At 61.7% G+C, this 25,227-nt stretch carries 20 protein-coding genes; 6 read left to right on the forward strand and 14 right to left on the reverse strand.

Going from position 1 to position 25,227, the window contains the following annotated elements; all coding sequences use genetic code 11:
- Nucleotides 1-29: 29 nt before the first annotated feature.
- Both ROSMUC_RS08910 and ROSMUC_RS08915 read right to left on the reverse strand, forming a co-directional pair.
- Nucleotides 30-827, reverse strand: coding sequence for a nucleotidyltransferase family protein (locus ROSMUC_RS08910; RefSeq protein WP_037271892.1), 798 nt, complete (start codon nt 825-827; stop codon nt 30-32).
- 41 nt (nt 828-868) lie between these two features.
- Nucleotides 869-2,020: a GNAT family N-acetyltransferase gene (locus ROSMUC_RS08915; protein ID WP_102105905.1), complete on the reverse strand. Its 1,152-nt coding sequence runs from the start codon at nt 2,018-2,020 to the stop codon at nt 869-871.
- 163 nt (nt 2,021-2,183) lie between these two features.
- On the opposite strand from ROSMUC_RS08915, the gene ROSMUC_RS08920 reads away from it, so the two are divergent.
- From ROSMUC_RS08920 to ROSMUC_RS08935, 4 genes are read left to right on the forward strand one after another with little or no spacing between them, the layout of a single operon-like run.
- A complete protein-coding gene (locus ROSMUC_RS08920; protein WP_037271895.1) occupies nt 2,184-3,152 on the forward strand; it encodes a lysophospholipid acyltransferase family protein in 969 nt (322 codons plus the stop codon).
- Nucleotides 3,153-3,178: 26 nt separating this feature from the next.
- The gene (locus ROSMUC_RS08925; RefSeq protein WP_037271898.1) at nt 3,179-3,826 is read left to right on the forward strand and encodes a sterol desaturase family protein; all 648 of its coding nucleotides are present in this window, start codon (nt 3,179-3,181) and stop codon (nt 3,824-3,826) included.
- 43 nt (nt 3,827-3,869) lie between these two features.
- Nucleotides 3,870-4,823: a lysophospholipid acyltransferase family protein gene (locus tag ROSMUC_RS08930; RefSeq protein WP_037271901.1), complete on the forward strand. Its 954-nt coding sequence runs from the start codon at nt 3,870-3,872 to the stop codon at nt 4,821-4,823.
- The gene (locus ROSMUC_RS08935) at nt 4,816-5,943 is read left to right on the forward strand and encodes a mitochondrial fission ELM1 family protein (RefSeq protein ID WP_037271904.1); all 1,128 of its coding nucleotides are present in this window, start codon (nt 4,816-4,818) and stop codon (nt 5,941-5,943) included. The genes ROSMUC_RS08930 and ROSMUC_RS08935 overlap by 8 nt, the downstream gene beginning before the upstream one ends.
- A gap of 119 nt (nt 5,944-6,062) precedes the next feature.
- Here ROSMUC_RS08935 and ROSMUC_RS08940 read toward each other — a convergent pair whose 3' ends face one another.
- The 6 genes from ROSMUC_RS08940 to ROSMUC_RS08965 form a co-directional block, all read right to left on the reverse strand.
- The gene (locus ROSMUC_RS08940; RefSeq protein WP_052115293.1) at nt 6,063-7,778 is read right to left on the reverse strand and encodes an ABC transporter ATP-binding protein; all 1,716 of its coding nucleotides are present in this window, start codon (nt 7,776-7,778) and stop codon (nt 6,063-6,065) included.
- 73 nt (nt 7,779-7,851) lie between these two features.
- Nucleotides 7,852-8,814 (reverse strand): metallophosphoesterase family protein, encoded by a 963-nt coding sequence (locus ROSMUC_RS08945; RefSeq protein WP_037271907.1) that lies wholly within the window; start codon nt 8,812-8,814, stop codon nt 7,852-7,854.
- Between the two features lie 54 nt (nt 8,815-8,868).
- On the reverse strand, nt 8,869-10,083 hold the full coding sequence (spt, locus tag ROSMUC_RS08950; RefSeq protein WP_037271909.1) for a serine palmitoyltransferase: 1,215 nt from the start codon (nt 10,081-10,083) through the stop codon (nt 8,869-8,871).
- A complete protein-coding gene (locus tag ROSMUC_RS08955; protein WP_037271912.1) occupies nt 10,080-10,346 on the reverse strand; it encodes an acyl carrier protein in 267 nt (88 codons plus the stop codon). The genes spt and ROSMUC_RS08955 overlap by 4 nt, the downstream gene beginning before the upstream one ends.
- Complete coding sequence (locus tag ROSMUC_RS08960) at nt 10,336-11,295, reverse strand: NAD-dependent epimerase/dehydratase family protein (protein ID WP_037271915.1); 960 nt, start codon at nt 11,293-11,295, stop codon at nt 10,336-10,338. The genes ROSMUC_RS08955 and ROSMUC_RS08960 overlap by 11 nt, the downstream gene beginning before the upstream one ends.
- The gene (locus tag ROSMUC_RS08965; protein ID WP_037272033.1) at nt 11,292-13,097 is read right to left on the reverse strand and encodes a fatty acyl-AMP ligase; all 1,806 of its coding nucleotides are present in this window, start codon (nt 13,095-13,097) and stop codon (nt 11,292-11,294) included. Before ROSMUC_RS08965 ends, ROSMUC_RS08960 begins: the two co-directional genes overlap by 4 nt.
- A gap of 1,163 nt (nt 13,098-14,260) precedes the next feature.
- On the opposite strand from ROSMUC_RS08965, the gene ROSMUC_RS08970 reads away from it, so the two are divergent.
- A complete protein-coding gene (locus tag ROSMUC_RS08970) occupies nt 14,261-14,908 on the forward strand; it encodes a hypothetical protein (protein WP_102105906.1) in 648 nt (215 codons plus the stop codon).
- Here the strand turns inward: ROSMUC_RS08970 and qatD are convergent.
- The 6 genes from qatD to ROSMUC_RS09000 all read right to left on the reverse strand — a co-directional run bounded on the left by qatD (nt 14,901) and on the right by ROSMUC_RS09000 (nt 22,670).
- Complete coding sequence (qatD, locus tag ROSMUC_RS08975) at nt 14,901-15,656, reverse strand: Qat anti-phage system TatD family nuclease QatD (protein ID WP_037271921.1); 756 nt, start codon at nt 15,654-15,656, stop codon at nt 14,901-14,903. The two genes, ROSMUC_RS08970 and qatD, sit on opposite strands and share 8 nt — an antisense overlap.
- Before the next feature lie 9 nt (nt 15,657-15,665).
- Nucleotides 15,666-17,015, reverse strand: coding sequence for a Qat anti-phage system QueC-like protein QatC (gene qatC / locus ROSMUC_RS08980; RefSeq protein WP_037271924.1), 1,350 nt, complete (start codon nt 17,013-17,015; stop codon nt 15,666-15,668).
- Nucleotides 17,012-17,605 (reverse strand): Qat anti-phage system associated protein QatB, encoded by a 594-nt coding sequence (qatB, locus tag ROSMUC_RS08985; protein ID WP_206018436.1) that lies wholly within the window; start codon nt 17,603-17,605, stop codon nt 17,012-17,014. The genes qatC and qatB overlap by 4 nt, the downstream gene beginning before the upstream one ends.
- Before the next feature lie 290 nt (nt 17,606-17,895).
- Entirely contained in the window at nt 17,896-19,854 is a 1,959-nt protein-coding gene (gene qatA / locus ROSMUC_RS08990) for a Qat anti-phage system ATPase QatA (protein ID WP_037271926.1), read from the reverse strand.
- A gap of 30 nt (nt 19,855-19,884) precedes the next feature.
- Nucleotides 19,885-21,636, reverse strand: a complete 1,752-nt coding sequence (locus tag ROSMUC_RS08995) for an ATP-binding protein (RefSeq protein WP_037271929.1) — start codon at nt 21,634-21,636, stop codon at nt 19,885-19,887.
- Entirely contained in the window at nt 21,633-22,670 is a 1,038-nt protein-coding gene (locus tag ROSMUC_RS09000; RefSeq protein WP_037271932.1) for an SIR2 family protein, read from the reverse strand. Before ROSMUC_RS09000 ends, ROSMUC_RS08995 begins: the two co-directional genes overlap by 4 nt.
- Nucleotides 22,671-23,096: 426 nt before the next feature.
- On the opposite strand from ROSMUC_RS09000, the gene ROSMUC_RS09005 reads away from it, so the two are divergent.
- Nucleotides 23,097-25,202: a ParB/RepB/Spo0J family partition protein gene (locus ROSMUC_RS09005; RefSeq protein ID WP_037272038.1), complete on the forward strand. Its 2,106-nt coding sequence runs from the start codon at nt 23,097-23,099 to the stop codon at nt 25,200-25,202.
- Nucleotides 25,203-25,227 lie beyond the last annotated feature (25 nt).

The following is a 25,227-nucleotide window of genomic DNA, read 5'->3' on the forward strand; positions in this document are numbered from 1 at the left end:
ACTAACATCCTGAACTAGGAAATCCCCCCCTACGCCCCGCCGCGCCCCTCAGCGCTATACTGCTGCACCAGAACATAGTCGGACACGGAATCCACATCGACCGAGGCGTGGGCATAGGGCAGGATCACAACGCCAATCCGCACGCCCACCCGTCGAGACAGGCGCGCCAGCGCCCGGTCCAGCGTGAGCCAGCCCATGCGATAGCTGAGCAGGGACCACAGCCCCAAGAGCCGGATCACCACCAGCGGTTTCTTGCGGTCCTTTTCGACCTGCCGCCAGAAGTCCGCCACGCGCCGCCCATCCTCGGTCAGAAAGCCAAAGAGGTTGCAGCCGCAATAGCCGCCATCGCGAAATCGCAGGACGGTTTTCTTCAATTCAGGATAGGTTGCGCGCACCAGATCATAGGGGGCCAGGCCGATCACCACATCACAGCCGCTCTGCGCCGCGCCTTGGCAAAAATGATCGACGATTTCGCCGGTCAAAAGCGGATGGTCTGCAGTGGTGATCAGCACCGGCTGCGTGGCGGGAAAGCGGCTGAGCATCTGATGGGCGCTGGTGCTGGGGGATGGGCCGGAGGGGGCCCAGGTCACCTCTTGACGGGCGACCATCCCGGCCAGACCGGCATCGCTTTGCACGCAAGCCTCGGTCGGCCCGCTCAGATTGATTGAACCGATGGTCTTCGCAGACCGCAGCGCGTCGATCACGCGGCGGATCATCGGTGTGCCACCAATGTCGAGCAACGCCTTGCAGGCCACACCGGTCTCATCACGCAGGGCGTCACGGCTGTCCCGTTCGCCCGCAAGGATTACGGAAGCAAAGTCTGTCACGGTCTCACTTTCTCAGTGCCTTGGTCCGGTCATCGGTCGCGCTACAGGGGTTTCTGATAGACGCGATAACGCTTGTAGATCGTGCTGCCGATGGCCTCGATGATATGCCGCATGCCATGATTATCCTCGAGTATCCAGCCCATCTCGACCGAAGTGACGCCTCGTTGTTGCATGGCCTTGCGTACCGCGTCGATCACCAAAAAGGCCAGCGTCGGCCCGAGACGGGAATTCTGGTGTTCCTTGCGCACCCCCATCAGCGCTACCCGCGCGCTCTTGGGGCCCCGCACCTTGAGCCGCCACAGCAGTTTGGCCCAGCCAAAGGGCAAGAGGCGCCCGCGCAGATCGCCGATCAATTCGTTGAGGTTGGGAAAGGCCGTGATGAAGGCCACCGGGCGCCCGTCGATCTCGGCGAACTGGATGTAATCGTCTGAGAGCAGAAACGACAGAACCTTGGCGGTCTCGGCGAATTCTTCGCGCGTGAAGGGCACAAATCCCCAATTGTCCGACCACGCATCATTGAAGATGTCGCGCATCGCCTCGTAATCCGCCGCCTTGCCCTTGCTGTTAAGGGGGCGGATGGTCACGGTGCGGCTGGCACGCTGGGCCAGTTTTGTCATCACCTCGGGGGCAACGAAATCGGGGCGCACCTTGTAGGTCAGCAGATCCTTGATCGTGGCAAAACCACGCGCTTCGATCTGCGCCTGATAATAGGGCCGCGCATGGCCCATCATCACAAAGGGCGGATCGTCGAAATTCTCGACCAAGAGGCCAAGGTCTTCGTTGATCGAGAGATTGTACGGCCCGCGGATATGCGCGGCACCGTGATCGCGCAACCAATCCTCTGCCGCACCAAACAGCGCATCGAACACGGTCCCGTCATCAATCGCCTCAAGCATTCCGAAATAGCCGATCTTGCCGCCCTCCTCGGCCTCGGGCTGAAGCGTGTCGAGCTGCGCCGTGATCCGTCCCACCGGCTCGGTACCACGATAGGCGACCCAACGGGCAACCGCGCAATGGGCAAAGAGCGGCGCATTCTCGAACACGCGCTGTTTTTGTTCAAAGACAAGCGGCGCCACCCAAGCCGTATCATCGGCATAGATCCGCTCGGGCAGGTGCAGGAAATCCCGGATCGTTGGTCCATCCTTGGCCTCGACCAGCCTAATCCCGGTGCCCTCAGGCTGTGTTGGCGACATCTTGGGCCTTTCTTGCGATCATAGGGGCTGCGCGGCACGCGGCCTTGCGTGGCACGCATGCCAGAGTGGCGGAACCAACCATGGAAACTGCTTGCAATTCCGGCACCTTGCCTCAATTAACGTCGTAAGTATCCACACTGCATCAGAAGAAGTCGAGTCCCCCTTGGCCAAATTCATTCTCGCCAATGCCCATCGTGACAGGCTGTTCAACAACCGCGTTGCACGCAACTTCCTTTGGTTCGTCGATTATGTCGTCGTAGCCTCGGTCATGGGATTTTTCCGTTTGTTGCCGGTGACATGGGCCTCTGCGCTTGGGGCGCGTCTGGGGCGGGTGTTCGGCCGCATCTTTACCCGGCGCAACCAGCACGTACGCGCCAATCTCACGGTTTCGCTGCCCGAGAAATCCCCCGCCGAGATTGACGCGCTGGCGGGTGAGGTCTGGGCCAATGCCGGGGCGGTGCTGGGCGAGTATCCAAATCTTGCCAAGCTCTGCAATCCCGGGCGGGACACGCTGGAAATCGAGGTTCTTGAACACATTCCTGCCTATTCCGACCCCAATCAGCCGGCGGTGTTCGTGTCTGCGCACCTGGCAAACTGGGAGATGATGGCCTGTGCCATTGCACGCTTGGGCGTTCGCCCCTGCGCCATGTATGCGCCGCTGACAAACCCGTGGCTTGATCGCACGATGCTGCATTACCGGGGCATGTTGGGGGCCGAGTTGGTGTCGCGCACCGAAGGGCTGCGTGCCTTTGTCGATGCGCTGAAATCGGGCCGCTCGCCGATCATGCTGACCGACAGGCGTGTAGACGGCGGCAAGCCGATCCCGTTCTTTGACGAGGAGAAGGATTCCTCGCTGCTGCCCGCACGACTGGCGCTGCGGTTTGGCGTGCCGCTGGTGCCCGTTCAGGCCGAACGACTGCCCGGCGCGCGCTTTCGTGTCCGCTTTCATCCGCCGCTTGTGCCCAGTGATCCGACGATGGACCGCGACAATCAGACAGTTGACCTTGCACGCCAGATCAACGAAAAGTTCGAGCAATGGATAACGGCAAAGCCCGGTGATTGGCTTTGCACGAGCAAAATCTGGCCGTCTTCTATTCTTCGGGCAAGAACCGACATATATGAAGACGTATAAATCGGCGCAGATCAGGAGTGCCTAAAATGACAAGTCATCAACCCAGTCGCACGCATCGCGTCGACGAGTCGGTTCGGCTGTTCGAGAACCCGCTTCTTGAGAAGCTGAGCCATGTGCACCCCATCGTTCCCTTGCTGGTCTGGGGGCCGGTTGCGATCTGGTTGATCGCGCGCGCGGCAACGGTGCATGGCATCGGCTGGGGCGGGATGGCGGTGATCGGTGTGGCCGGTCTCTTTACCTGGACGCTGGCCGAATACCTGCTGCATCGCTACCTGTTTCATTTTGAGCCCAAGACCGACATGGGCCGCCGGTTCATTTATCTCTTTCACGGCGTGCACCATGACACGCCGCAGGACAAGACACGCCTCTTGATGCCGCCCGCGGGCGCGCTGCCGATCATCGCAGTGCTCTATCTCATGTTCTACCTGGTGTTGCCCTACCCTTGGGCCGAGCCGTTCACCGGCTTTTTCATCGTGGGTTATCTGATCTACGACTACATCCACTATGCCACGCATCATTTCCCGATGCGGCATCCGGCGCTGAAATTCCTCAAGCACTACCACATGCGGCACCATTTCTCGGATGACGCCGGACGCTATGGGGTCAGCTCGCCGCTCTGGGACATGATCTTTCGCACCTACCCGACCAAGCCGGAGCGGTCCGAACGGTCCTAGGCGCGGGGTCTCTCCGCGCCCTCAGTCCGGGACCGAATAGCGCATGGCCAAGTTTTTCCTCACGCCCAAGGGGCTGATCGCGCGGTTTCCGTGGGTTCAGACCCCGGCTTGGATGATTGAGGCGGGCGTTTTCTATCTCTTGCTCGGGTTTGCGCGGCTTTTGCCCTTTTCCGTCGTGGCCGCAACTTTTGGACGAGGACTGGGATGGCTGGGCTATCGCAAGGCACAAAAGCGCCGCACGGTCGGGCGCAACCTGTTGCACGTGCTACCCGAGGCAACCGAGGAAGAGCGCGACGCGATCATGCGCAGCATCTTTCGCTCGACAGGGCTTGCCGCGGCGGAATTGTTCCTGCTTGAACGCCTCTGGCGGCACCGCGCACGCCATCTGGAATTTTCCGTGCACCCCGAGGCCGAGGCACTCATTGCGCGCAAAGAGGCGATCGTCTTTGCCACCGCTCATGTCAGCGCATGGCAACTTTGCAATTTCATCGGGCGCGAGCGGGATCTCCCGATTTCGGTGATCTACACGCCCGAACCGAACCCCTGGCTGCATGGATTCTTTCTCTCGCTCCGTCGCGCCTTTGGCGGACCGCTGGTTCAAAGCGCGGGTGGCGCGCGCGAACTCTTGCACGAATTGGGCAAGGGCCACTCGGTTGGCGCGGCCTTTGACACGCGCATCGACCAGGGCGAGATGGTGCCCTTTTTCGGCACGCCCACACCCACCAGCACCCTGCCCGCCATGCTGGCGTTGCGTGGTCATCCGCTTGTGCCCATTCGCACCGTGCGCCTGCCCAAGGCGCGTTTCCGGATCGAGGTTCTCGCCCCTCTCGCGCCACCCGATCCTGACTTGCCGCGCAAGGACCGCATTATCGACATGACGCATCGTCTGAACCTGATTTTCGAAGACTGGATACGCGAATATCCCGGCGAATGGATCTGCATGAAACGCCGCTGGGCCAAGGTCCGCGCCACCGATCCGCAGTCGCCCGATGCCTGAACCGGATCAAAGCCCGCGTGTCTGGGTGCTGGACGCCTACCGCTCTGGCGAGAAAACGCAGGTGCGCGCGCTGGCGCAGGGGCTGGGCTGGCCCTATGAGATAAAGAGCCTAACCTATCGCAAGGCCGAAATCCGCACGACGCTCTTTCGTGGGCGCGATTTGCGCGGGGTGGACCTGCCCCACTCTGACCCATTGACGGCCCCTTGGCCTGATCTGGTGATTTCCATGGGAATGCGCAACGAACCTGTGGCGCGCTGGGTCCGGGATCAGTCCGGCGGGCGGACCAAGCTGGTGTTTTTGGGGCGGCTCTGGGCGGACCCTGAGCATTTTGATCTGGTCATCACGACACCGCAATACCGGGTTCCCGAACGACCTAACGTGCTGCGCAACGCCCTGCCCTTGCATCCCCTGACCCTCGAGCGGCTGGAGGTGGCGCGGGAGCATTGGGAGCCGAAGCTGGCCCACCTGCCCCGCCCGTATCTCACCCTGAACATCGGGGGGCCAAGCGGGCCCTATGCCTTTGGCGCACGGGCCTCTGCGCGGCTCTTGCGCGATACGCTGGCTCTGGCGCGGGCGCGGGGTGGATCGCTGCTTGTCAGTTCCAGCGCGCGGACCCCGCCCGAGGCCATCGCCGCCTTTGCCGCGCAAACGGACGTGCCGATGCAGTTCTATCGCTTTCAACCCAATGATCCGGACAACCCCTATCTGGGGTTTCTGGCGGTCGCGGATGAGATCATCGTGACCGCCGACAGTATCTCCATGTTGTCCGAGGCCTATGCCACCGGCAAGCCGGTGCATATGTTCGATCTGGGTGCCGGATCGCTGAGTATGCGGCACGATGCCTTGGTGGCCGTCGGAGAAAGCGCACAGGCGCGCGCCTTGGCGCGGAAGGACACTGATCGCTCTGACTTGAGCCTAGGTTCTTTGGCCTATCGCGCGCTGATGCGATGGGGATGGAAGCATTTGTCGCGCGACATAAGCCAGATGCATCTGCGGCTGGCGCGCTCGGGCCGTATGACTTGGCTGGGAGAGGCCGCGCGCCCCGCGTCCGACACGCCCCCGCCCAGCGACATGACCCGCGCCGTGGCGCGGATCAAAGCGCTTTTGGGACGGGATTAACCGCCGCGCCCGATCAAGGTCCCACCGCCCTGGTCCCCGAGCCGGAGCCTATGCCCTGCCTTGGCGAGGTCCCGGATCAAGTCCTGGACGGTTGTGGTTTCGGTGGGGCACAAAACGCTCTAGATCTCAGCGGCCTCAGTCCTGACCGTTGCCACGGGTTCCAGCCGGTGAACCAGATCAGCGGCATCCGAGAGGCTGCTGTTGTGGGTGATGGCAAGAATTGTCAGCTGTTCCCGCAAGCCGCGCAGCGTTTCGATGATCGCGGCTTCGCTCTCGGGGTCAAGCGCGCTGGTCGCCTCGTCGAGGATCAAGAGTTGCGGCCCGTTGATCAATGCCCGCGCGATGGCAACCCGTTGCCGTTGGCCGCCCGATAGCCGCCCACCACGCTCGCCCACGAGGGTATGAATGCCCTCGGGCAGGTCCTGCACGAAATCCCACGCCCCGGCCTGTTTCAGCGCCGCCACCACGCGCTCCTCGGAAATCTGTGGATCCCCCAGCCCGACGTTGTGCAGGATGCTGTCATGCAGCAGCACGGTTTCCTGCGGCACATAGCCCACCATCCGCCGCCACGCCTTGAGGTCGATTTCTTCGAACGGGCGCTCGTCAATGGTGATCTGACCTGCGTCGGGCCGCAAGAGACCGATCACCAGATCGATGATCGTGGTCTTGCCCGAGCCGGAAGGGCCGACAAGCGTGGTCATCTGATGCGCCGGGATTTCAAGGTCAAGACCAGAGAGCACCGTGTTGCCATCATAGGAAAACCCGATGTCGCGCAAGGTGATGCCACGGGTCAGCGCGGGCGTGACATGGCCGCCCAGATGCTCTTGCTCCGCCTCGGCGCGTCGGTTGGTTTCGATGAGCGACCAATAGGCGCTCTCGCTCTGCACCATCTTTTGATACTGCTTTTGCACCTTGCCGAGGAAATTATATCCGCGCCCCAGCGTCACCGCCAGCATCAGCACGATGGCGAAATCCATCGACAGCACGCCAAGCGCCAGATAGACGCCAAAGGCAATGACCATGATGAACATCAGGTCCTGACCAGAGTTGAGCGCGGCGCTGGCCAGAACCTGACGGCGCAGCGCCTTGTTGAGGCGGTTAGTCTCGTGCTTGAGCAGTTCGTCCGCCAGGTGTTCGCGCGCCATCGCCTTGAGCGGTTTCACCGATTGCAGCGTGTCGGTCAGATGCGACATGAGCGAAACCATAAGCTCGGTCTGTTTCTTGCCCGCCTTGCGGGTCATGCGCACCAGAAAATGCGACAGACCAATGATCACGATGCCGCCAATCACGCTGAGCAGAGTCGCTTGCCACGAGATCACCAACGCCACCGAGGTATAGACCAGCGCCTGAATGAAAAAGGTGAGCGCGGTTGCGCCATTCATATAGGCATCCGCCGCGCGCTGCGCCTCGGTGGCCAGCGTGTTGGCCAGCTTGCCCGCCGGTTGATGCAGAAAGAAATGCCAGCGGCTACGCATCATGTTGCGCAGGATCTGTAGACGCAGATCGGTGGCGACACGGGCCGCTGTATAGCCCACCTGCCGCTGCGCAATCAGGAGAAGCACCGCCTTGAACGTGGCCGCAATCACGATCAGGATCAGCAAGGCGCCCAACGTGACAGGAATCCCGGCCCAGTCGAGCACGTCGAGCACCGTCTGTTCCATTTGCCCCGGCGGCTCTGTCGAGGTGGCATTGGGATCGGCATTGAGCACGATCTTGAGCATCGGCAACATCGCCGACAGGCCCAACCCCTCGGCCAGACCCGAAAAGAACAGTGCCAGCACCATGAGGAAACTGGCCATCGGATAGGCGCGAAAGAGGTTCAGCATCAAACGCATTGGCAGTCTTTCATAGTCTTGCAGGACGGTATGCGCGATGGATACGCCGGGCCGAGGTCTTGGGTGTTGTCTATCATAGCGGCGCGCAATCTGCATGCGCACGTGGCAGTGTCAACCGGGTCCGAAGCCCCGGCTCCATCTCGCCTGCCGGTCCCAGCCTTCGTGCCGCAACGTCAATTTCCCACCCCCCCGCGATGGGATGGATGTGATAAAGATGATAGGCCGCCGCCTCGGGATGCCGCGACGAGGCAGAGGGCACGCCGATGATCGGCACCGGTCCATCGCGGGTTTCAAGCGTTTGATGGTGACTGCGGTGGCTATGACCGTGCAGCACCAGTTCAACGCCTTCCGCCTGCAACACCGCGCGCAGGGCGGCCCCGTCCCGCAAGGCCTTGCGTGGCGAGACCGTGCCATCAAGCGGCGGGTGATGGATCATCAGCACCCGGCACAGGCCCGCATCGCGCGCCGCGCGCAGCATGGGGGCCAACCGTGCCAATTGCCCCGCTCCCACCGCCCCGCTGGCCAAGGCCGGGGCCGTGGCGATGGCGCTGGATAGGCTGATAAGCGCCAATCCTCCGCGTCGGCGCAGCGCCGGAAAGGCATCGGGTAAACTCGCCCCCTGAGACGCGTCATCCCCCTGCCAATAGGGCCGCCACTCGGGCGCACCCGCCTCCCACGCGCCCGCAATCAATGCCTCGTGATTGCCGGGAATGACCATCACCCGCCCCGGTTCGCCCAAGCTTTCCAGCCAGAGCCGCGCCGCGCGATATTCCTGCGCCAGTCCAAGGTTGGTCAAATCCCCCGTCACCGCGATCATATCAGGATGATGCGTCTTTAGATCGGCAATGAGCGATGCCAGGATTTCAGGCCGGTGGTGATGTCGGCGCTTGCGGTGCCACGACAAGAGGCTGAGCACCCGCTTGTTCAGCACGGCGCGCCACGGCACCGGCGCAGGTAGCGGCAGATGCGGGTCGGACAGATGTGCCAGCGTGAGGGCGCCACATGTCTCTGGGTCGGATCGCCCCTGCCCTGTCATGTATCTGATGTCCGTCTTGGGTTGGGCACGCCGGGCAGGACCCGGCCCGCCATTCTATTGTGCCGCCGTGCTCTGGGCACCGCCCGTGGCCGCCTCGGGCGCGACCGTCTTGAAGGCCGTGATGATGGCGTCAATCTGGTCAAAGCTATGCGCCGCGCTCAGGCTGCACCGCAAGAGCGCGGCCCCTTCGGGTGCCGCAGGCGGCAGCACGAGGTTGACGTAAACGCCATGCTCCATCAGTGCGTTCCAGATCCGCGCGCCCTCTTCGCGCGAAGGCACGCGCACCGCGATGACCGGGCTCACCGGCGCGGCCAACTCATAGCCCGCCGCACTCAGCCCATCATGCAGACGGGTGGCATTGGCCCAGAGGCTTGCCTTGAGTTCGGGCCGCGTGCGGATCGCCTCCAGCGCCGCAGCCGCAGCCCCGATACTGGCAGGGCTGGGCGAGGCGGTAAAGATATAGGGACGGCTGCCATAGCGCAGCAATTGCAGCTCCGGATGGCGGCTCACACAGAAGCCGCCCAGCGAGGCGAGGCTCTTGGAGAAGGTGCCGGTGATGAAATCCACCTGATCTAGAATGCCCGCCTCTTCGCAGAGACCCAAACCGCGCTCGCCGTAGACGCCAAAGGAATGGGCCTCATCCACCATGAACCACGCGCCATATTCCTTGGCGATGGCGCAAAGCTCGGCCAGAGGGGCGGTATCGCCCAACATGCTGTAGAGCCCTTCGGCAATCACCAGCGCGCCCTTGGCCTCTTCGCCCAGGCGCCGCAACCGCTTGCGCAGGTCCTCGGGGTCATTGTGGCGGAAGGCAAGGAAATCGGCCCCGCTGATGCGGCAGCCGTCATAGATGCAGGCATGGCTATGGCTATCCAGCACGACCTTGTCGCCGGGGCGCAGGATGCCCATCAAAAGGCCCAGATTGGTCTGATAGCCGGTGGAAAACACCATGGCCGACGGCACGCCGTAGAACTCGGCAAAGGATCGCTCTAGCGCCGCGTGGCAGGCAAAGCTGCCATTGGCCATGCGCGATCCCGTCGTGCCGCTGCCCTGCTCGTGCAGCGCGGCGCTTGCAGCCTCCAACACGGCCGGATCAAAGGTCAGGCCGAGATAGTTGTTGGTGCCCACAAGGATGGTCGGGCGGTTGCCGATCATCGCCTCTGTCGGCGACAGGATGCGGTCCATCACGATCCGGGTTGGATCGGCCTCTTCGGCGCCCAGTGCATCGCGCAGATGCGCCAGTTCGGCAAAACGGTCTGCAATGCTCATGATTTTTTCTCCACAAGCAGTTTGATCTGATCGGCTAGGTTCTGGACCGTGTCGACATTGGCCATCATGTTGAGCGGAAAGCTCACGTCGAACGTGTCCTCCACCTCCATCAGCAGTTCCATCATGTTGACGGAATCGAGGCTCATATCGGCGACAAGACTGGTTTCAGCGGTCAAAGCGCCGGATTTCACCGGAAACTTCGACAGACGCTCGAACAGCACGTCGAGGATTTCCTGTTCAAGGTCTTGGGTGTCATGTGACATTGGTGATGCCCCTATCAGATTTCAACGGCGTCCCGCGCAAGATCGAGGATAGCCCATTTTCCAGAGAAATCAGCGGCTTCCATCCGGTATCGCGGCTGATTTCGGTGTTGTCGCACACCCAGTCGGGGTGGCGCAGTTCATTGACTTTGCCGGGCGTGAGCATCGGGCTGTAACCCAAGATCTTTGAGGCCATCAGATTGCCTGTGGCCACCGCCCGCAAAATGCCGCCCGGCAGTTTGACGCGCCAGCCGCGCCCGCGCCCCGCAACCCGTTCGACAATGGTCGCGATCTCGTCCCAGCTGTAACCTGCCTCATGCCCGTCGTCGAGTTCATAGGTAGCCTCTGCCGCGCTGTCCAGAAGTTTGACGATGGCACACGCAAGGTCATCGACATGCAAGAGTGACGCCCGTGCACCGGCCACACCCGGCAATGGCACGATGCCCCGCGCCATGGTCTGAAAGAGCGGCACAAGTTCGCGGTCCTCGGGGCCGTAGATCGCAGGCGGGCGCAATATAGCAGAGGTGAAATCTGCGCCCTGCGCCGCTTGCGCCAGCCGGTCTTCGCCCGCGCGTTTGCTGGCAGCATAGGGCGACAGATGCGGCTCCCGTGCCGCAAGCGAGGAAATGAGGATCACGCGGCGCACGCCAGCCGCCTGCGCGGCCTTTGCAACATGGGTCACGCCATCGGCATTGACCCCCAGAAAATCCGCCAGATCGCGTCCCCGCACCTGCCCCGCCACATGAATGACCGCATGTGCGCCTGCCATAAGCTTGGCCAACGCCGCCTTATCCGACAGCCCCCCCGTCACTGTTTCCAGCAGAGGATGCGAGATTCCCAGCCCCTGACGATGCACCAGTGCCCGCACCGGACGGCCCGCCTCCAGCATTTGTCCGATCAGGGCGCGCCCGACAAAGCCGGAGGCGCCCGTGACCGCCACCGGGTCGGTCATGCGATGTAACGGACCTGCGGCATCGCCTCGTCCACGGGCAGGCTATTGGCCGGTTCTGGCTTATGCTGCATCTTGGCCGCCTGACGCCGCCCAAGGTAATCGAGCCGCGCCCGTGCACGCGCCAGTTTACCCGACGAGGTGCGCGGCAACGTGCGGGTCGGCACCAGTTCGACAATGACGTCGATCCCGAATTCCGACCGGACAAGGCCCGCGATGGTCTTGACCAGACGCGCGCGCTTGATCTCGTCACGCTCGCGGCATTGCACCACCAGCACGGCGGTTTCCTGTTGATCCACATCAGAGGGCACCGAGAAGGCAGCAGCGTCGGTATAGTTCACACCCGGCTGCGTCTTGGCCAGATATTCCAGATCCTCGGGCCAGATGTTGCGCCCATGGATGATGATCATGTCCTTGCGCCGTCCGGTGACAAAGAGCCGCCCGTTGGCGAGATAGCCGATATCGCCGGTATCCAACCAGCCATCCGCGCTGAGACATTCGCGCGTGATCGCCTCTTCCTGAAAGTAGTGGCTCATCACACTGGGGCCGCGCAGGTGGATCACACCGGCCTGACGCTCGGGCAGGTCGTTGCCATGCTCATCTCGGATCGAAATCTCGAAGGTCGGCAGCAACGCGCCACAATCCACGTAACGGGCAACGCGGCGCTTGGATTTCTGCGCCTCTTCCGGGTCGAGCGGCGCGGCGACGCTATCTTCCTGCATCTGTTCGGCATCGACATAGTCAATCTGCAACTCTTCATCGAGCCCGGCAAAGCTGATGCCCAGCGAACATTCGGCCATGCCATAGCAAGGCAGGAATGCGGTGGATTTGAAACCCGAGGGTGCCAACGCCTCGGCAAAACGCTTGAGCGGCTCGGGGTTGATCATTTCGGCCCCCACACAGGCCACGCGCAGCGCGCTGAGGTCCCATTGCGCGGCGTCGCTCGGGCGCACGCGCATCGCGGCGAGGTCATAGCCGAAGGGCGGGCCGGAGGTGATCGTGGTACGATTGGCCGACATCATTTCCAGCCACTTGCGCGGACGCATCGCAAAGTCCTGCGTACCGAGGAAATCGACAGAGCGCTGTGTTGCCATCGGCATCATGATAAAGGCCACAAGGCCCATGTCATGATAGAACGGCAGCCAAGATCCGAAACGATCCAGATCGGTCATCTTGAGACCGTTGGTCGCCATGTCGTTGATGTTGGCCAGCACGGTCTTGTGATCAATTACCACACCGCGCGGAAAGCGGGTGCTGCCGGAAGTGTACTGGATATAGGCAATGCTGTCCGGTGTTACAGTCGGCAAGGTCGCGGTCGAAGGCGACAGATGGTCGAAATCCTCGGGCGCGCCGACAAAGCTCAGCGTCAAACCAGTGGTCGCCTCTTCCAGAAAGCTCATCCATTCCACGGGGGCCATCGCCACCGCCGCGCCGCAATTCTCGATCAGGCCGCGCAGCTGCGCGACATAGCCCGCGTGGCCACCGATATGCATCGTGGCCGGCAGCGGCACCGGCACCAGCCCGGCATATTGGCAAGCCCAGAAGAACCGCACGAAATGCGGCGAGGTTTCGGCCACAAGACCAACCCGCGCGCCCGGCTCAAGACCAAGCCCCAGCAGCCGCTGCGCGAGTGCGATCACATCGGTCTGCAAATCGGCATAGGTGGAGGTTGCATAAAGCTCGCCACGCGCATTGTAAAAGTTGACGCCTGTGTCGCCCTCGGCGGCATAGTCGAGCGCCTCGATCAACGTCGTGAACTCTCCGCGCCGCAGCGCGAGACTGTGCGAACTGCCTGTCGCCTGCATCCCATTTTTCCTTGTTTCGCTTCCGACTGTTGTCGGTTTGCCCTTTTCCATACCAAGTATATGGCATTTGGCGGTCTGATGGCACAAGCTGGCGTTTCAGGTCAAGGACTTGGCCAGCCGCCGCCGTGCCTCGCAAAGGCGCTCTGGCTTGGCTCCGAGAGCCTCAACCAGTGCCAATTGCGCCCTCGTGATGGCCGGGATCAGGGCCATAGTCTCGCCTTTGTTCGAGTGCAGGTTAAGCATCGAGATGCGGCAGCACTCTGCGGCGCGTGTTGCACGCCCCGCCAGTGTGCCCCTGCTGCTGCCTGCGATCGTATTCAGTGCGCGATGCGGGCGTGACCCGGCGCCGCATGCTTTGCGAGATTTCACAATTAATCCATTAATAATAATAGATTACAGCGCATTGCTGACAAGTCCTGCACGCCTCTCATCGCGCCGGAGCCACGCGCGCGCGCCTGACACGATCACCCTTGCACGATCGGCGGGCGCCCATGCGATTTGATCCTCAATCCTCTTCCACCTGCCCTATCGCGCGCCCCTGTTCCGAGACAAGGCCGCCCGAGGATTCCTGCCCTTGTGCCGGTGCGGCGGAACCGCTTGAATTCACCCCGGACGGCGCGAAAACAGGATCGGCAACAACTTGCCCCTGATGTCACATTTGGTTTCCAAGTCGTAACATCTTCACAAGATGCAGCAGTCGGGTCAGACTTAGCACGCCGAACGCGATCAATCCCACGGTACCGGCCCTGCCCCTCGGACGAAAGCACTCTAACCTTAGACTGACCCGAAATACCCTTGCGGGTTCCGTGGTATGACCTCAGGGCTGATCTGTGGCGGGGCATGCGGGATACCGGTGGGCACGACATCTACTCTATAGCCCTACCGATTGAGCCTTCCTGACGACGTTCAACTTATTGAAAATAAATTAATATTTACTATCTTGCGGAAATGGACGGTACTTCATTTGTGCTTTACTCGGGAGGTCGACATTGGTGTATGCCGCTCCGGCGCTCGCTTACTTGAAACGAGTTAGTCGCCCCCACACTTCAATTGCGGGCATAGCGCCCCAGAATCGCAAATGAGAGATGGGCACGAACCTTCTTGTCTGTCGCCTGTAGATTAATACCGATATACTCTCGCTACGTGCTGGGCGGAGATGGTCAATGACGGGACGGAAAAATGGGAAGCCGCCTCAAATAGCCATTTTGGGATGGGGTTCGTTGATCTGGGATGTGCGGCCTGAATTCGATAGGTATCACGATGAGTGGCTACCTGACGGTCCGGTCCTGCCACTTGAGTTCTCACGCATATCGGAAAGCCGCAAGGGTGCACTCACACTCGTCATCGACTCTCAGCATGGTGCGCCGTGCAGAGTCGCCTACTCACTCAGTGCACGCAGCGCCCCCGACGACGCGATTGCCGATCTGCGCTGCCGCGAAGGTACGGTCATGAGGCGGATGGGCTTCTATTTTCGCGATGGCAGCCGGACTTGCGTTCCGCCTGTGCCCGAAACAATGGCCGCATGGGCCGCCGACAAAGGGTATGATGTGGTGGTCTGGACAGGGCTGCCCAGCAACTTCAGGGATGAAACCGGCAGGGAATTCTCAGTCGCAGAGGCAATCAGTCACCTCCAATCTCTGACTAAGGACGGCAGGTCTATGGCCGCAACTTATGTTTGGAACGCACCGGACTTAATCCAAACTCCTCTACGGGCTGCTTTGCAAATCGAGCCCTGGTTTCCCGCGCCCGCAATCGCCAGCGATGCAGTGCAACCCAATGTCACCGGATGTAACGATGAGCAGCCTATCTAATCCCCTCCGCAAGTAGGCCTTTGAGGTTGCTCAGGATCGTCGCGGACATATCGTTAAATGAAATTCCGTGGAGACGTGCCAATCCCTCTACAGCTACCCTAACGTCGCTCGGCGTGGCGGGATGACCGCCAGTTTGTGTGAACGGCCCATCGGTCTCGGTTAGAACACGATGCAGCGGCAGCACCTTGGTTATCGCCGCGCGCTTCTCATTCGCGAGCATTTCCGCGTTCACCGAAAAATAGCAACCGAGATCGACGGCTCTCCTGGCCTCCGCTGCGGTGCCGGTGAACCAATGAAGCACTACCCGTCCGCGCGAGGGCGGCATGTATTGCTCGATCATATCGAGCACAGCTTTAGTCGCACGGACACTATGCGTCGACACGATCTTGTTCCCCGCCGCCGCACAGAGCGATAGTATGCGAGCGAAGACCTCTTTTTGGGTGTCGAAGGACTTATAGAACCGTGGGCTAGCATCCAGCCCGACCTCCCCAACATAGCGGGTTCGCGGCAGATATTCTTCCCACAGCCCGATCTCATGAGCGCGGTCGGCAACTAACTGCGGGTGCAGGCCGAGAGCCACGCGAACGTGACGGGTGGCGGCCGCAAGTTCGTGGTTCCGAGGCCAAGCCTTGGGCGTGGTGGTGACCGTGAGGGTGAACACTCCGTCGCGCTCGCAACGCTCCACCGCGGCCGCGTGGTCGGGGTAGAGATCGAGGTGGCAATGAAAATCAACGAGAGCCGGTCCCATGGGGGCCTCTTACGACGGTGTGGCGCGAACGCCAGTCAGCAACCGCCCAACCTCCTCCAACCCGCGACGATAGACATCGGCCAGAGCATCGTGCCGCGAAGGATCATCGTAAAGCGGACCCGGCTTATGGATGAGGGTCTTGGCGAGTTCTGGGCGTTTCGACAGGCGTGCGATAGCGATCTGGAAGGATCGGACCTGTTGTCCCTCGGCCTGCCTGGTATCCAACGTGGCAGCCTTCAGATCGGGCACTCCGTAAGCTGTCGCATCCTTGCCTCGTAGCGATGCTCTCCGGATGAGACACGGCAGGCAATATCCGCAATGTCCCTGCGGTTTCTTCGTCCAGCGCCCCTTCGTCGGTGACGAACATGATAGCGACAGCGGGGCGAGCTGCTTCAACAGGGCCGGATTGGCGCATTGGGCAACCATCTCCCCCTTGGTCTTGTCCCAATAGGGATTCTCGACCTTCCCTCCGATACGGAGCGAGCGCAGCAGATCGTTCCACCGGGCCATGTAGAAAGGATGCGTCGTCCGGGTGCTGAGCGCGCCGAGCCGGAGCCGATCGAGCGGCACATTGAGCGCAATCAGGCCATTTTCCGGAACCTTGAGCACGAAGTCGCGGCCGAGCGCGGTGCCTGCCGCGACGCCCAGGGAGAAGAACAAGAAGGAGCGGCCGCGCGTGGTGTCCTCCGATCCGACATCCTCGACCAGCCCGCTATCGAAGCTCATCCACACCCGCAGCCGATCGAAGGCGGATGATTTGTAAGCGGCTTTCAAACCGTCGAAGCACTGCTCCTGTGATTTGCTTACCAGTCCTTCCCCGGCATGGCTGACCAGAAGCGGCGTCTCGCCGACATTCAGGCTATCGATCGCGCCGATCAAACTGTCCAAGCCGCCGGAGAACAAGCTCACTCCGTCGAACGGGGCGGGAATGAGGGTGGGCGCGGCAGGAGAAACCAGCTTTGCATAACCCTTCGTCCGCTTGCGGAATCCGACATCCCATCTGTCGCCTGTCAGGAAATTCAGGGCGCGGACCAGGATCGGCGCGGCGGCCGTCCATCGCACGGGATCGCTCACGGGGACGACCAAACGGATCTCGCGCGTCCAGGCATCCTGCGATTCTGTTGAGCGGGAGATGCGGGTGTCCGCTGCGTGAACATGGGCAGCGACCACGAGCATATCCGCGCCGATCTCGCTCGGGGTCAGATGCAGCGCCTTAAGGTCGGCCAAGGCGCGACTGATCCCGTGATCGAGACGCTTGCCCGCCACCAGCTGCAAGGTTGATGCAACCTCGTCGCGTGCCTTCGGGACGCGGGTCTTATCGTCCGGCCCGAAACGGCCGATGATGACATGGCGCCTCATTTCGCTGCCTCCCCGTCGCCCATCGTCTGCAACACGTCGAAGGCGGATTGATAGACGTCGGTCACGAAGTCCATCACCGCATCAGGGGTCAGCGACTGGATGTTGACACCTGCGGCGTTGATCGCGTCGCTGACACCACGCTGGATGAAATCACGCAGTTGCGCCTGAACCCTCTCGGCCGCGCGCGGATCAGCGGGCAAGGTCACGACCTTTGTGCCGATGTCGTTGCAGATGCGGGCCTCGATCGCATGGGTGGCGTATAGCTCGAAGACAGTCTGAATCTGGCCCGGCGTGAGCGCGTCAATGTCGGTGATGCCCGCGCCAGCGAGGTCGGCGATCGTCTCTACGAAGGCGTCTCGTGCGATGCCCTCATCGATCGACCCGCCTTCGGGGCAAATATAGTCGGCGAGGCCGGCGAACACTTCCTCGATCGGCCGCCCGGCGAGGCTTTCCAGATTAAGCGTTCGCAGCGCTTTGCGAACGCCATTGGCGCTAGCGTCGTTGAGGAACCGGACGAGCCCGGCGCCGGCGCCGCGCGATGAGCCCATACGCTGCGCAGCCTGGCGCGAACCGCCTGCCGATTTGGACACATATTGCGAGACCGCGCGACCGAGGCTCCGATGGTCGCTGCCACCCGAGCTTACGAAGCGCGTGAAATTGTTTCGCGCCGACGTGAACCGATCCGATGCACCTGCTGGCGCGGTGGGCCGAGGCGCTGGTGCCGGAGGAACTGCCGGGGGTGTTCCATCAGGTGACGAGGGTAGCGGCCCGTCGCCATCCCCCGCGCCCGAGCCGGACCCGCCGTCGCCGTCGCCCTGCAACCAACTCGGAATGAGCGGCGTGCCTCCGCCCGCACCCCCATAGGCGTTCGAGGTGCCCATCAGCGCCCACCCTTCCGCGTGCGGAGCGCGGCGCTCGCCGTCGGCTTCAAGAAGGACGAACCGGAGGTTGACCATCCCTGGAGTAGCTTCTCGAAGCGCACCACGGCGTCGGAATCCTTGACGACGCCCTCCCAACCCGACGCGGGCCACGGCCCGCACCGATCGGCCGGTAAGGCTTCTAGCAGGTCGAGAAGATTGGCTTGAAGTGTCGGGTGCGCGCGAACCAGCACGGCGAGGCCATCTATGCCGGGAGGCGCCGTATCGAAGGCATCGCCTCCCATGACGCGCCCGCGCAGCTCTTCGAAGACCTGAGCGGCTTCAGCCGGAACGAGCTGCTTGAGTTCACCTTCGAACGCCTGAACGGCTAGTTTTGGGCCGAGCAATTTTTCGACCACCGCGGCGAGGCGCCCGAGGACCGATGCCGCGCCGAAATAATCCTTCCGATCCTTGGTCACGAACAGATAGGGACGCAGGTCGACCTCGGCCAAGGCCGGAGACAATCGCGCCCAGGCCCGTATCGCGTCGGCCGCCTTCCATTCAGTCAGGATGGCGCTGTCCTTGAAGTCCAGCAAAGCAGTCGGCTTGGTGTCATCGGTGGAACGAATCTTCGACCCTGACCGCTTCGCTTTGCGAACTGGCTTCTCCTCCGACGCGGTGGCTTCGAGCGCCGCCAAATCTGCACAGCGCCCGTCCGGATCGCGAGCGGCGGCACTGGCGATCTGGTCGAACAATCTGGAGAGGAATCGCTCGGCAAGCATAAGCTTCGCCAGAACGGGCAACTTGACCTCCTCCCCGAAGCCGCGAGCGAGCGCAGTCTGATGGCGCAGCAGTAGGGTGTTTAGGAAGCGTTTGATCTGCCGCGGATTTCCCTGAGTGCCGCTGGCCAGGATCGGACCGATCTGATCGCTCAGGGTGAGCGCGTTCTGGACCTTGCCGGCTTTCTCCCTCAAGGCGGTCTTGACTGTCTGCGCATCGAGCCCGGCCGTCTGCCAAGGTCGTTTCAGCAATTCACGCGCGACGGTGATGAGCGCCGAGTAAGCGGAATCGTCCTCCCCCAGCTCGGAGCCAATGAGCAACAGCGTGACATAGATACGGGTTTCGGTCTCTCCCAAAGCTGGGATGCGAAATGGTATCTGGATCAGCTTTTCGAGATAGTTCCGCGCGTAGTCACGAGGACCGGTCGTATCCGGTAGCTCGGGAAAATGCTTGCGCACCGAATATTCGATCATCGCCTCGTCGGCCGCGACGATGAACGCGGTGCGATCGGTAAAGACGAACAGCCGGACGGCTTCGAGGGTTTCAATCGCGGTGTCCGGCAGGCAGCGGTCGAGATCGTCAATGAGGACGATTAGTTGTGTGACGCCCGCCTGCTTGAGCAGGTCGTCAAAAGCCTTGCGGAACGCCTCGATCTCTTCGGGGACGTTCTTCGACTCTCCTTGTTCCAGGAGACCCTGCACACCGTCGATGGCCTTGTCGCAATTCTCCTGCGTGGCGAGTTTCGAGGGATCAGAGAAGATTCCCTTCAAGGTGCCAACCACCGCGCCGACCTGATCGGCTGTGGGGATGCCAGTGAATGAGGTTAAAGCGAGACCGCCTCCGTGCCGCGCGATCTTGAGCCAGTTGATCCGCTTGAAGATGTCCTTTACGGCTAGGCCGGCCTGAGTGAGCAGGGGACGCTTCTCGATAAGGCCGGTGACGATACCCTCGATCAGCGCGATCTTGGCATCTTCAAAACCCTGGAAGCGCCAGCCGTTGAATTTGATGCAGAGCGCGTCCTCATCAGAACTGAGGCCGTTTTCGATCATCTCCAGGATGCTTGATTTGCCGGCGCCCCAATCGCCATGAACTCCGATCGTCAAGGCGCGCTCGGGCTTTTCGCGCAGCAACTCGATGATGGTCTTGGCGATAGCCTCGTTGTTGAGGAGATCAACCTTTGTCTCATTGTCCGTTAGAATCACTGTGCCTCCCCCATTTGCTCCCGGCGAGCTTCAGCCGCCGTTGCGCGATTGACCACGCAAGCATTCGATTGCCGATGCAATGGCTGCATCGTCCGGTTTGGCCGATCCCCATTCCTTCCAAAAATCTCGCGTGGCGCTATCCGGCGCCACCTTGGGCATGTCGAGCTTGATCCGCGTCGGAAGCAGGACTGCATCGCCCAACAACAGCGCCTCACCCGTATCGAGCAATGGCAAGATACTTGTCAGCCCCGCCAACGAGTCCGGCATCAGGCGTTTGATGACGCCCTGATCGGTTTCGTTCGTCAGACGCAATGCAAGAAAATTATTGCACTGGCTGAGTATCGTCCGGCTGACATCCGACGGGCGCTGGCTCACGACGAGCAGCGAGAAGCCATATTTTCGGCCTTCCTTGGCGATCCGTTCGAACGATCCGAGGGCCTGGCGCTGAACCACATCGGCGTCATCGCGAACCGGAAGATAGAGATGCGCCTCGTCACACAGCAGCGTAACAGGCGTCCGGGCCTTCCCGTTCATCCAGAACTGAACATCGTAGAGCAGTCTGGCCAATGTCCCGGTCACCACGGGAAGCACATCGGCCGGCACTTCCGAGAAGTCGATAACCTTGATCCCCGTGTTGTCGCCAGATTGCAGCAACTTAAGCACCTGCGCTGCAAGCCAGTCGTATTTCATCGCAGCGGGTGGAGGTGCGAACATGAAGCCGTAGCGACGATCATCCAACTTCGCTTCGAGGCGAGACAGAAAGCGTGTCAGCTTGTCTTCCCATTCGCCCTTTATCGGTCCGGATTTACCCACCCCCTTTGTCGTATTGTCTCTGTTCAGTAGTCCTACCAACTCCTTCACATCGTAAGGTATCGGTGAATCGACAGTGTACGTTTTCTTGATGTCCGCCTTACCCTCGGCATCGAGCGTCTGCCCCTTTAGAGAGCGGACATGCAATGTGAACCGTGATGCTTGATTGGGCGCGTTCTGGTCGCTGCGATCAAGGATCATCGACAGCATTTCATCGCGATTGAGCAGCCAATATGGCAGGAACAACGTGTCATCACCCGGATTCTCTAGGTCGCCGGGGCCAGCGATGCGGAAGCGCGTAGCAAATCCTCCGTTCGACTTATTCGCCAAGGGGGCGTATTCACCGTGCATGTCGAATACGATGATGTTCGGAAACTTCAGCTTGGCAGCTCGTTCGAGTATCAGCGCAACCGCCCAGCTTTTGCCTGATCCGGTGCTTCCGAGGATCGCTGCGTGTCGTTGAAAGAATTTGTCGCCACTGGCGATTGCGTCGGCCGTCCGATCTGCGACGAAAGTGCCCAACTTGAGTCTTTCATCGGCAGAGAAGCCCGCGCCCAAGATGCCCATGAAGCGCTGAAGGTTTCCGCCTTCGATGACGAAGCAGTCTCGGTCAATCTGCGGAAAACTATCGGCGCCGCGTTTGAAGGTATTCCGCCGATCACCCTCCACCGTCCTGAATGTGCCGATCAATACACCCTGGATCAAATCGGTTGGCACAGTTGCCAAAAGCGCGCCATCGGCATCTTCATCGTCCGGGCTGGGTAATTCCTCCCTGATGTTGCGGGTAACGCGCTCGGTCATAGCGATAAGATATTCTCGCTCCGTCGCGCCGCGAATGGCAACAAGCTGTCCGATACCGATCCGCGTGAGAAGAACAGAGTTGGTCACGTCGATCGCGACACGGCTCGTATCGACCGATGCGACGCGGCCGATATTGTCGTCTTCGGAAAATTGGAGAGCGGCTTCAGTCATGGTTCAAGCACCTCGGCAACGAATGAGCCTAGATCCCACAGATCCAGGCCGGGAAAGAAAGTCTCGACGCCGGCGACAAAAACACCGGAGCCGGAAGCGCCACCTTGTTCGGTACGCTGAATCGCGATGACATTGCTGCACTCGTGGACGAGCTTTACCGCGTTATCCGAAAGCCCATAAGTCAACAGGAGTGTGGGCACGCCACTGCGAATGCGAGGCGTGAGGTGCGTTTCCAGATGATCGTCGTTGAAGCCATAGCCGATCACGAGAAACCGACTGGCACGGTCTATCGCTGAATTTGCCCGTTCTCGATGACGATCAAACGGGCTTTCGTAGCCGTTACGGAACTTGTTCAACCCGGGCGTGATAATGAGCCGCGGTAGATCGAGGTCGCCGGAATAGCGGACGGGCTTCCCTTCCCGGTGATACCAATCGAGACTGCCGTGCGGTTTGAAGATATTGGCGCGGGGACGGTAGCGATACTGCACTCGCCCACCCTTAAGGGTTACTTCCCGGCAGAAGCTAAGGCGGCTTTCCTGCTCGTTCAACTCTCCGGCAAATTGGCCGACAAACAATGTATCAACGCCGAGACATGCTTCCTCTACGGCAACCTCAAGTAAACGATCATAGTTCGTCGTAACGACAGGAAGCCCGGTGGAAGGTTTCAACAACTGCTTAACGAGCCGGGTGAAGCGCAAGGTCCGTGTCCGCGAAAATACCTCGGCAACGATTTGGCGCTCCCGCATAGCAATTAGTTCGGCCGTGCGCGCGACGATCGCTAATTCCAGTCCCGGTGTCGGAGGCGTCTCCAGAAGAGCCGCTTCGAGACCCTTTGCCGGCAAGTGCGGTGAAATCGCGTTCCACCGATCGACATCCGCCGCCGCCAAGTCGGTTGTCACTGTTGCATCAAGGTGGGTCGCCAACTCGACCATGCCCGGAAGTCCTTCAGCGCATGACAGACCAGAGCCAACGATCGTCACCAGCCCGTCTGTCAGATGCTGTTGCAGCAGCAGTTTAAGTTCGTGGATATCCAAGCGTTTCTTCTCACCAGCTTCTCAGAGGACCGATTCGGCCAATATGTCTGAAGTTCAAATGCCAATCGATACCGAATATATCTCTGCAACATAACAAGAATGGCGATCAGGATGACAGGGCTTTCGGCCATTCGGTTTCTCATATCCTGATCCAGTCCATGTGCCCGGCCGCCGCTTCGCGTCTTACCGGGCCGGTGGCTTGGGGGCGCTGCCCCCTGGCGCGGCACAAGGGCGGCCGGGCGGTATCCCCAGCCTTCCGTGCGGATGCGTGCTCTCGCACCTTCGTCATGACTTCGATCCGCTTGTGCAGGCCGGGTGATCCCCCTCCACCCATCCGCCCTTGCACCTTGCACCCCCCGGTCTCGCCGACGGGCAGGGTTGCAGCGCAGCGCTGCGCTCCAACCCAAGCCCATGAAAGGAAAGACCATGACGACGAAGACACAGACCCCCACCGTTCCCGAGCATGGCGAAACGGTTTTCATCCCGCTCAACAAGCTCAAGAAGCACCCGCAGAACGCCCGCAAGACCCCGCACAGCGAGGCGTCCATTGAGGCGAAGGCGGCGAGCATCGCGGCCAAGGGCATCCTGCAAAATCTGGTGGTGGAGCCGGAACTTGACGCGGAGGGCGAGCCAACCGGCTGCTATCTCGTCAGCGTCGGAGAAGGCCGCAGGCTGGCGCAGTTGCTGCGCGCCAAGCGCAAGGAGATCAAGCGGACCGAGCCGATCCGCTGCGTCATCGACACGGCGAACGATCCCGCCGAGATCAGCCTTGACGAGAACGTGACCCGCGAAGACCTGCACCCCGCCGACCAGTTCGAGCGCTTCCGCGAGCTTGCGGAAACGCGCGGATGGGGCGCGGAGGAAATCGCCGCCCGCTTCGGCGTCACCGCTCATGTGGTGAAGCAGCGGCTTCGCCTTGGCGCGGTCAGCCCCAAGCTGATGCAGGTCTATCGCGACGGCGATCTGACATTGGATCAGTTGATGGCTTTCGCCATCACCGAGGACCATGCCCGGCAGGAACAGGTTTACGAAAACCTGTCCTATAACCGCGAGCCGTGGACCATCCGCCGCGACCTGACCGCCAGCAACGTGGCGGCGACCGACCGGCGCGCGATCCTTGTCGGCGCGGAAGCCTATACGGAGGCAGGCGGCACCATCATCCGCGACCTGTTCACCGAGGATCGCGGCGGCTTCTATGAGGACGCCGCGCTGCTGGACCGGCTTGTGCTGGAAAAGCTGGAAAGGATCGCCGCCGAGGTTCAGGAGGCCGAGGGGTGGAAATGGGTTTCGGCCCATATCGACTGGCCCCACGCCCACGGCCTGCGCCGCATCTATCCGCAGCCGGTGGAGCTTTCGGAGGAAGACGAAACCGCCCACGACGCCGCGCAGGAGGAACTTGAACGCCTGTCGGTGGAATGGGAGGACGCGGACGTAGACCTGCCGCCGGAAGTGGATCAGCGCTTCGCGGAACTTGAAGCCGAAATCGAGCGCATCGACGCCAAGCGCCATGCCTATGAGGCCGACGAGATCGCGCGCGGTGGCGTGTTCGTGGTTCTGAACCATGACGGGGAAGCCCGGATCGAGCGCGGGTTCATCCGCCCCGAGGATGAGGCACCGGAGCCGGAGGACGACGAAAGCCCGGACGGCAGCGCCGTTATCGACGGGGTGCGCGTCAACGCCCATGGCGAAGTCATGGACGGTGGCGAACATGGCGGGGACGGCCATCCCGCTTGCGACCATGAGCCCGAGGACGAGGACGCGGAGGAAGACGGCAAGCCGCTGTCGGACTCGCTCATCCGCGACCTGACCGCGCATCGCACCCTTGCCCTGCGTCTCGCCCTTGGCGAGCAGCCGGACATGGCGCTGATCGCCGTCGCCCATGCGCTCGCCGCGCAGACCTTCTATCGCGGCGGCGGGGATGCCCATTGCCTCGAAATCCGCCCGACGAGCGCCTATCTCGCCAGCCACGCGGACGGGATCGAGGACACGGCGACGGCGAAGGCATTGGAGGACCGTCATGCCGGATGGGCGGCGGACATGCCGCGCGACGTGGCGGACCTGTGGGGCTTCATCGCCGGGCTGGATCAGGCGAGCGTCATGGCGCTGTTCGCGCATTGCGTGTCGCTGACCGTCAATGCCGTCAAGCAGCCGTGGGAAACCCACAAGCGCCATGCCCTCGCCACCGCCGACAGGCTGGCGACGGCGGTTGCGCTCGACATGACGGCGCACTGGACGCCCACGGTTCGCGCCTATCTCGGGCGCGTCACCAAGGCGCACATCCTCGCCGCCGTGCGCGATGCCCTTGGCGACGAGGCGGCGGAGCGGATCGCGGGTAAGAAGAAGCAGGAAATGGCGGAAGCAGCCGAGCAACTTCTGGCCGGAACCGGCTGGCTGCCGCCCGTGCTGCGCACCGAGCCGCCCGCATGGCTGGCCGACGAGCAGCCGCAGGTCCCCGCCATGGCGGACGCCATGCCGGAAGCCGACAGCGCCGGGACCATGGAAGACGAGCCATTCGCCGTCGCGGCGGAATGATGACGAACCGGGGCCGCGCCAGCGG

The organism is Roseovarius mucosus DSM 17069 (assembly GCF_000768555.3).
In the GTDB taxonomy this organism is placed as follows: Bacteria; Pseudomonadota; Alphaproteobacteria; order Rhodobacterales; family Rhodobacteraceae; genus Roseovarius; species Roseovarius mucosus.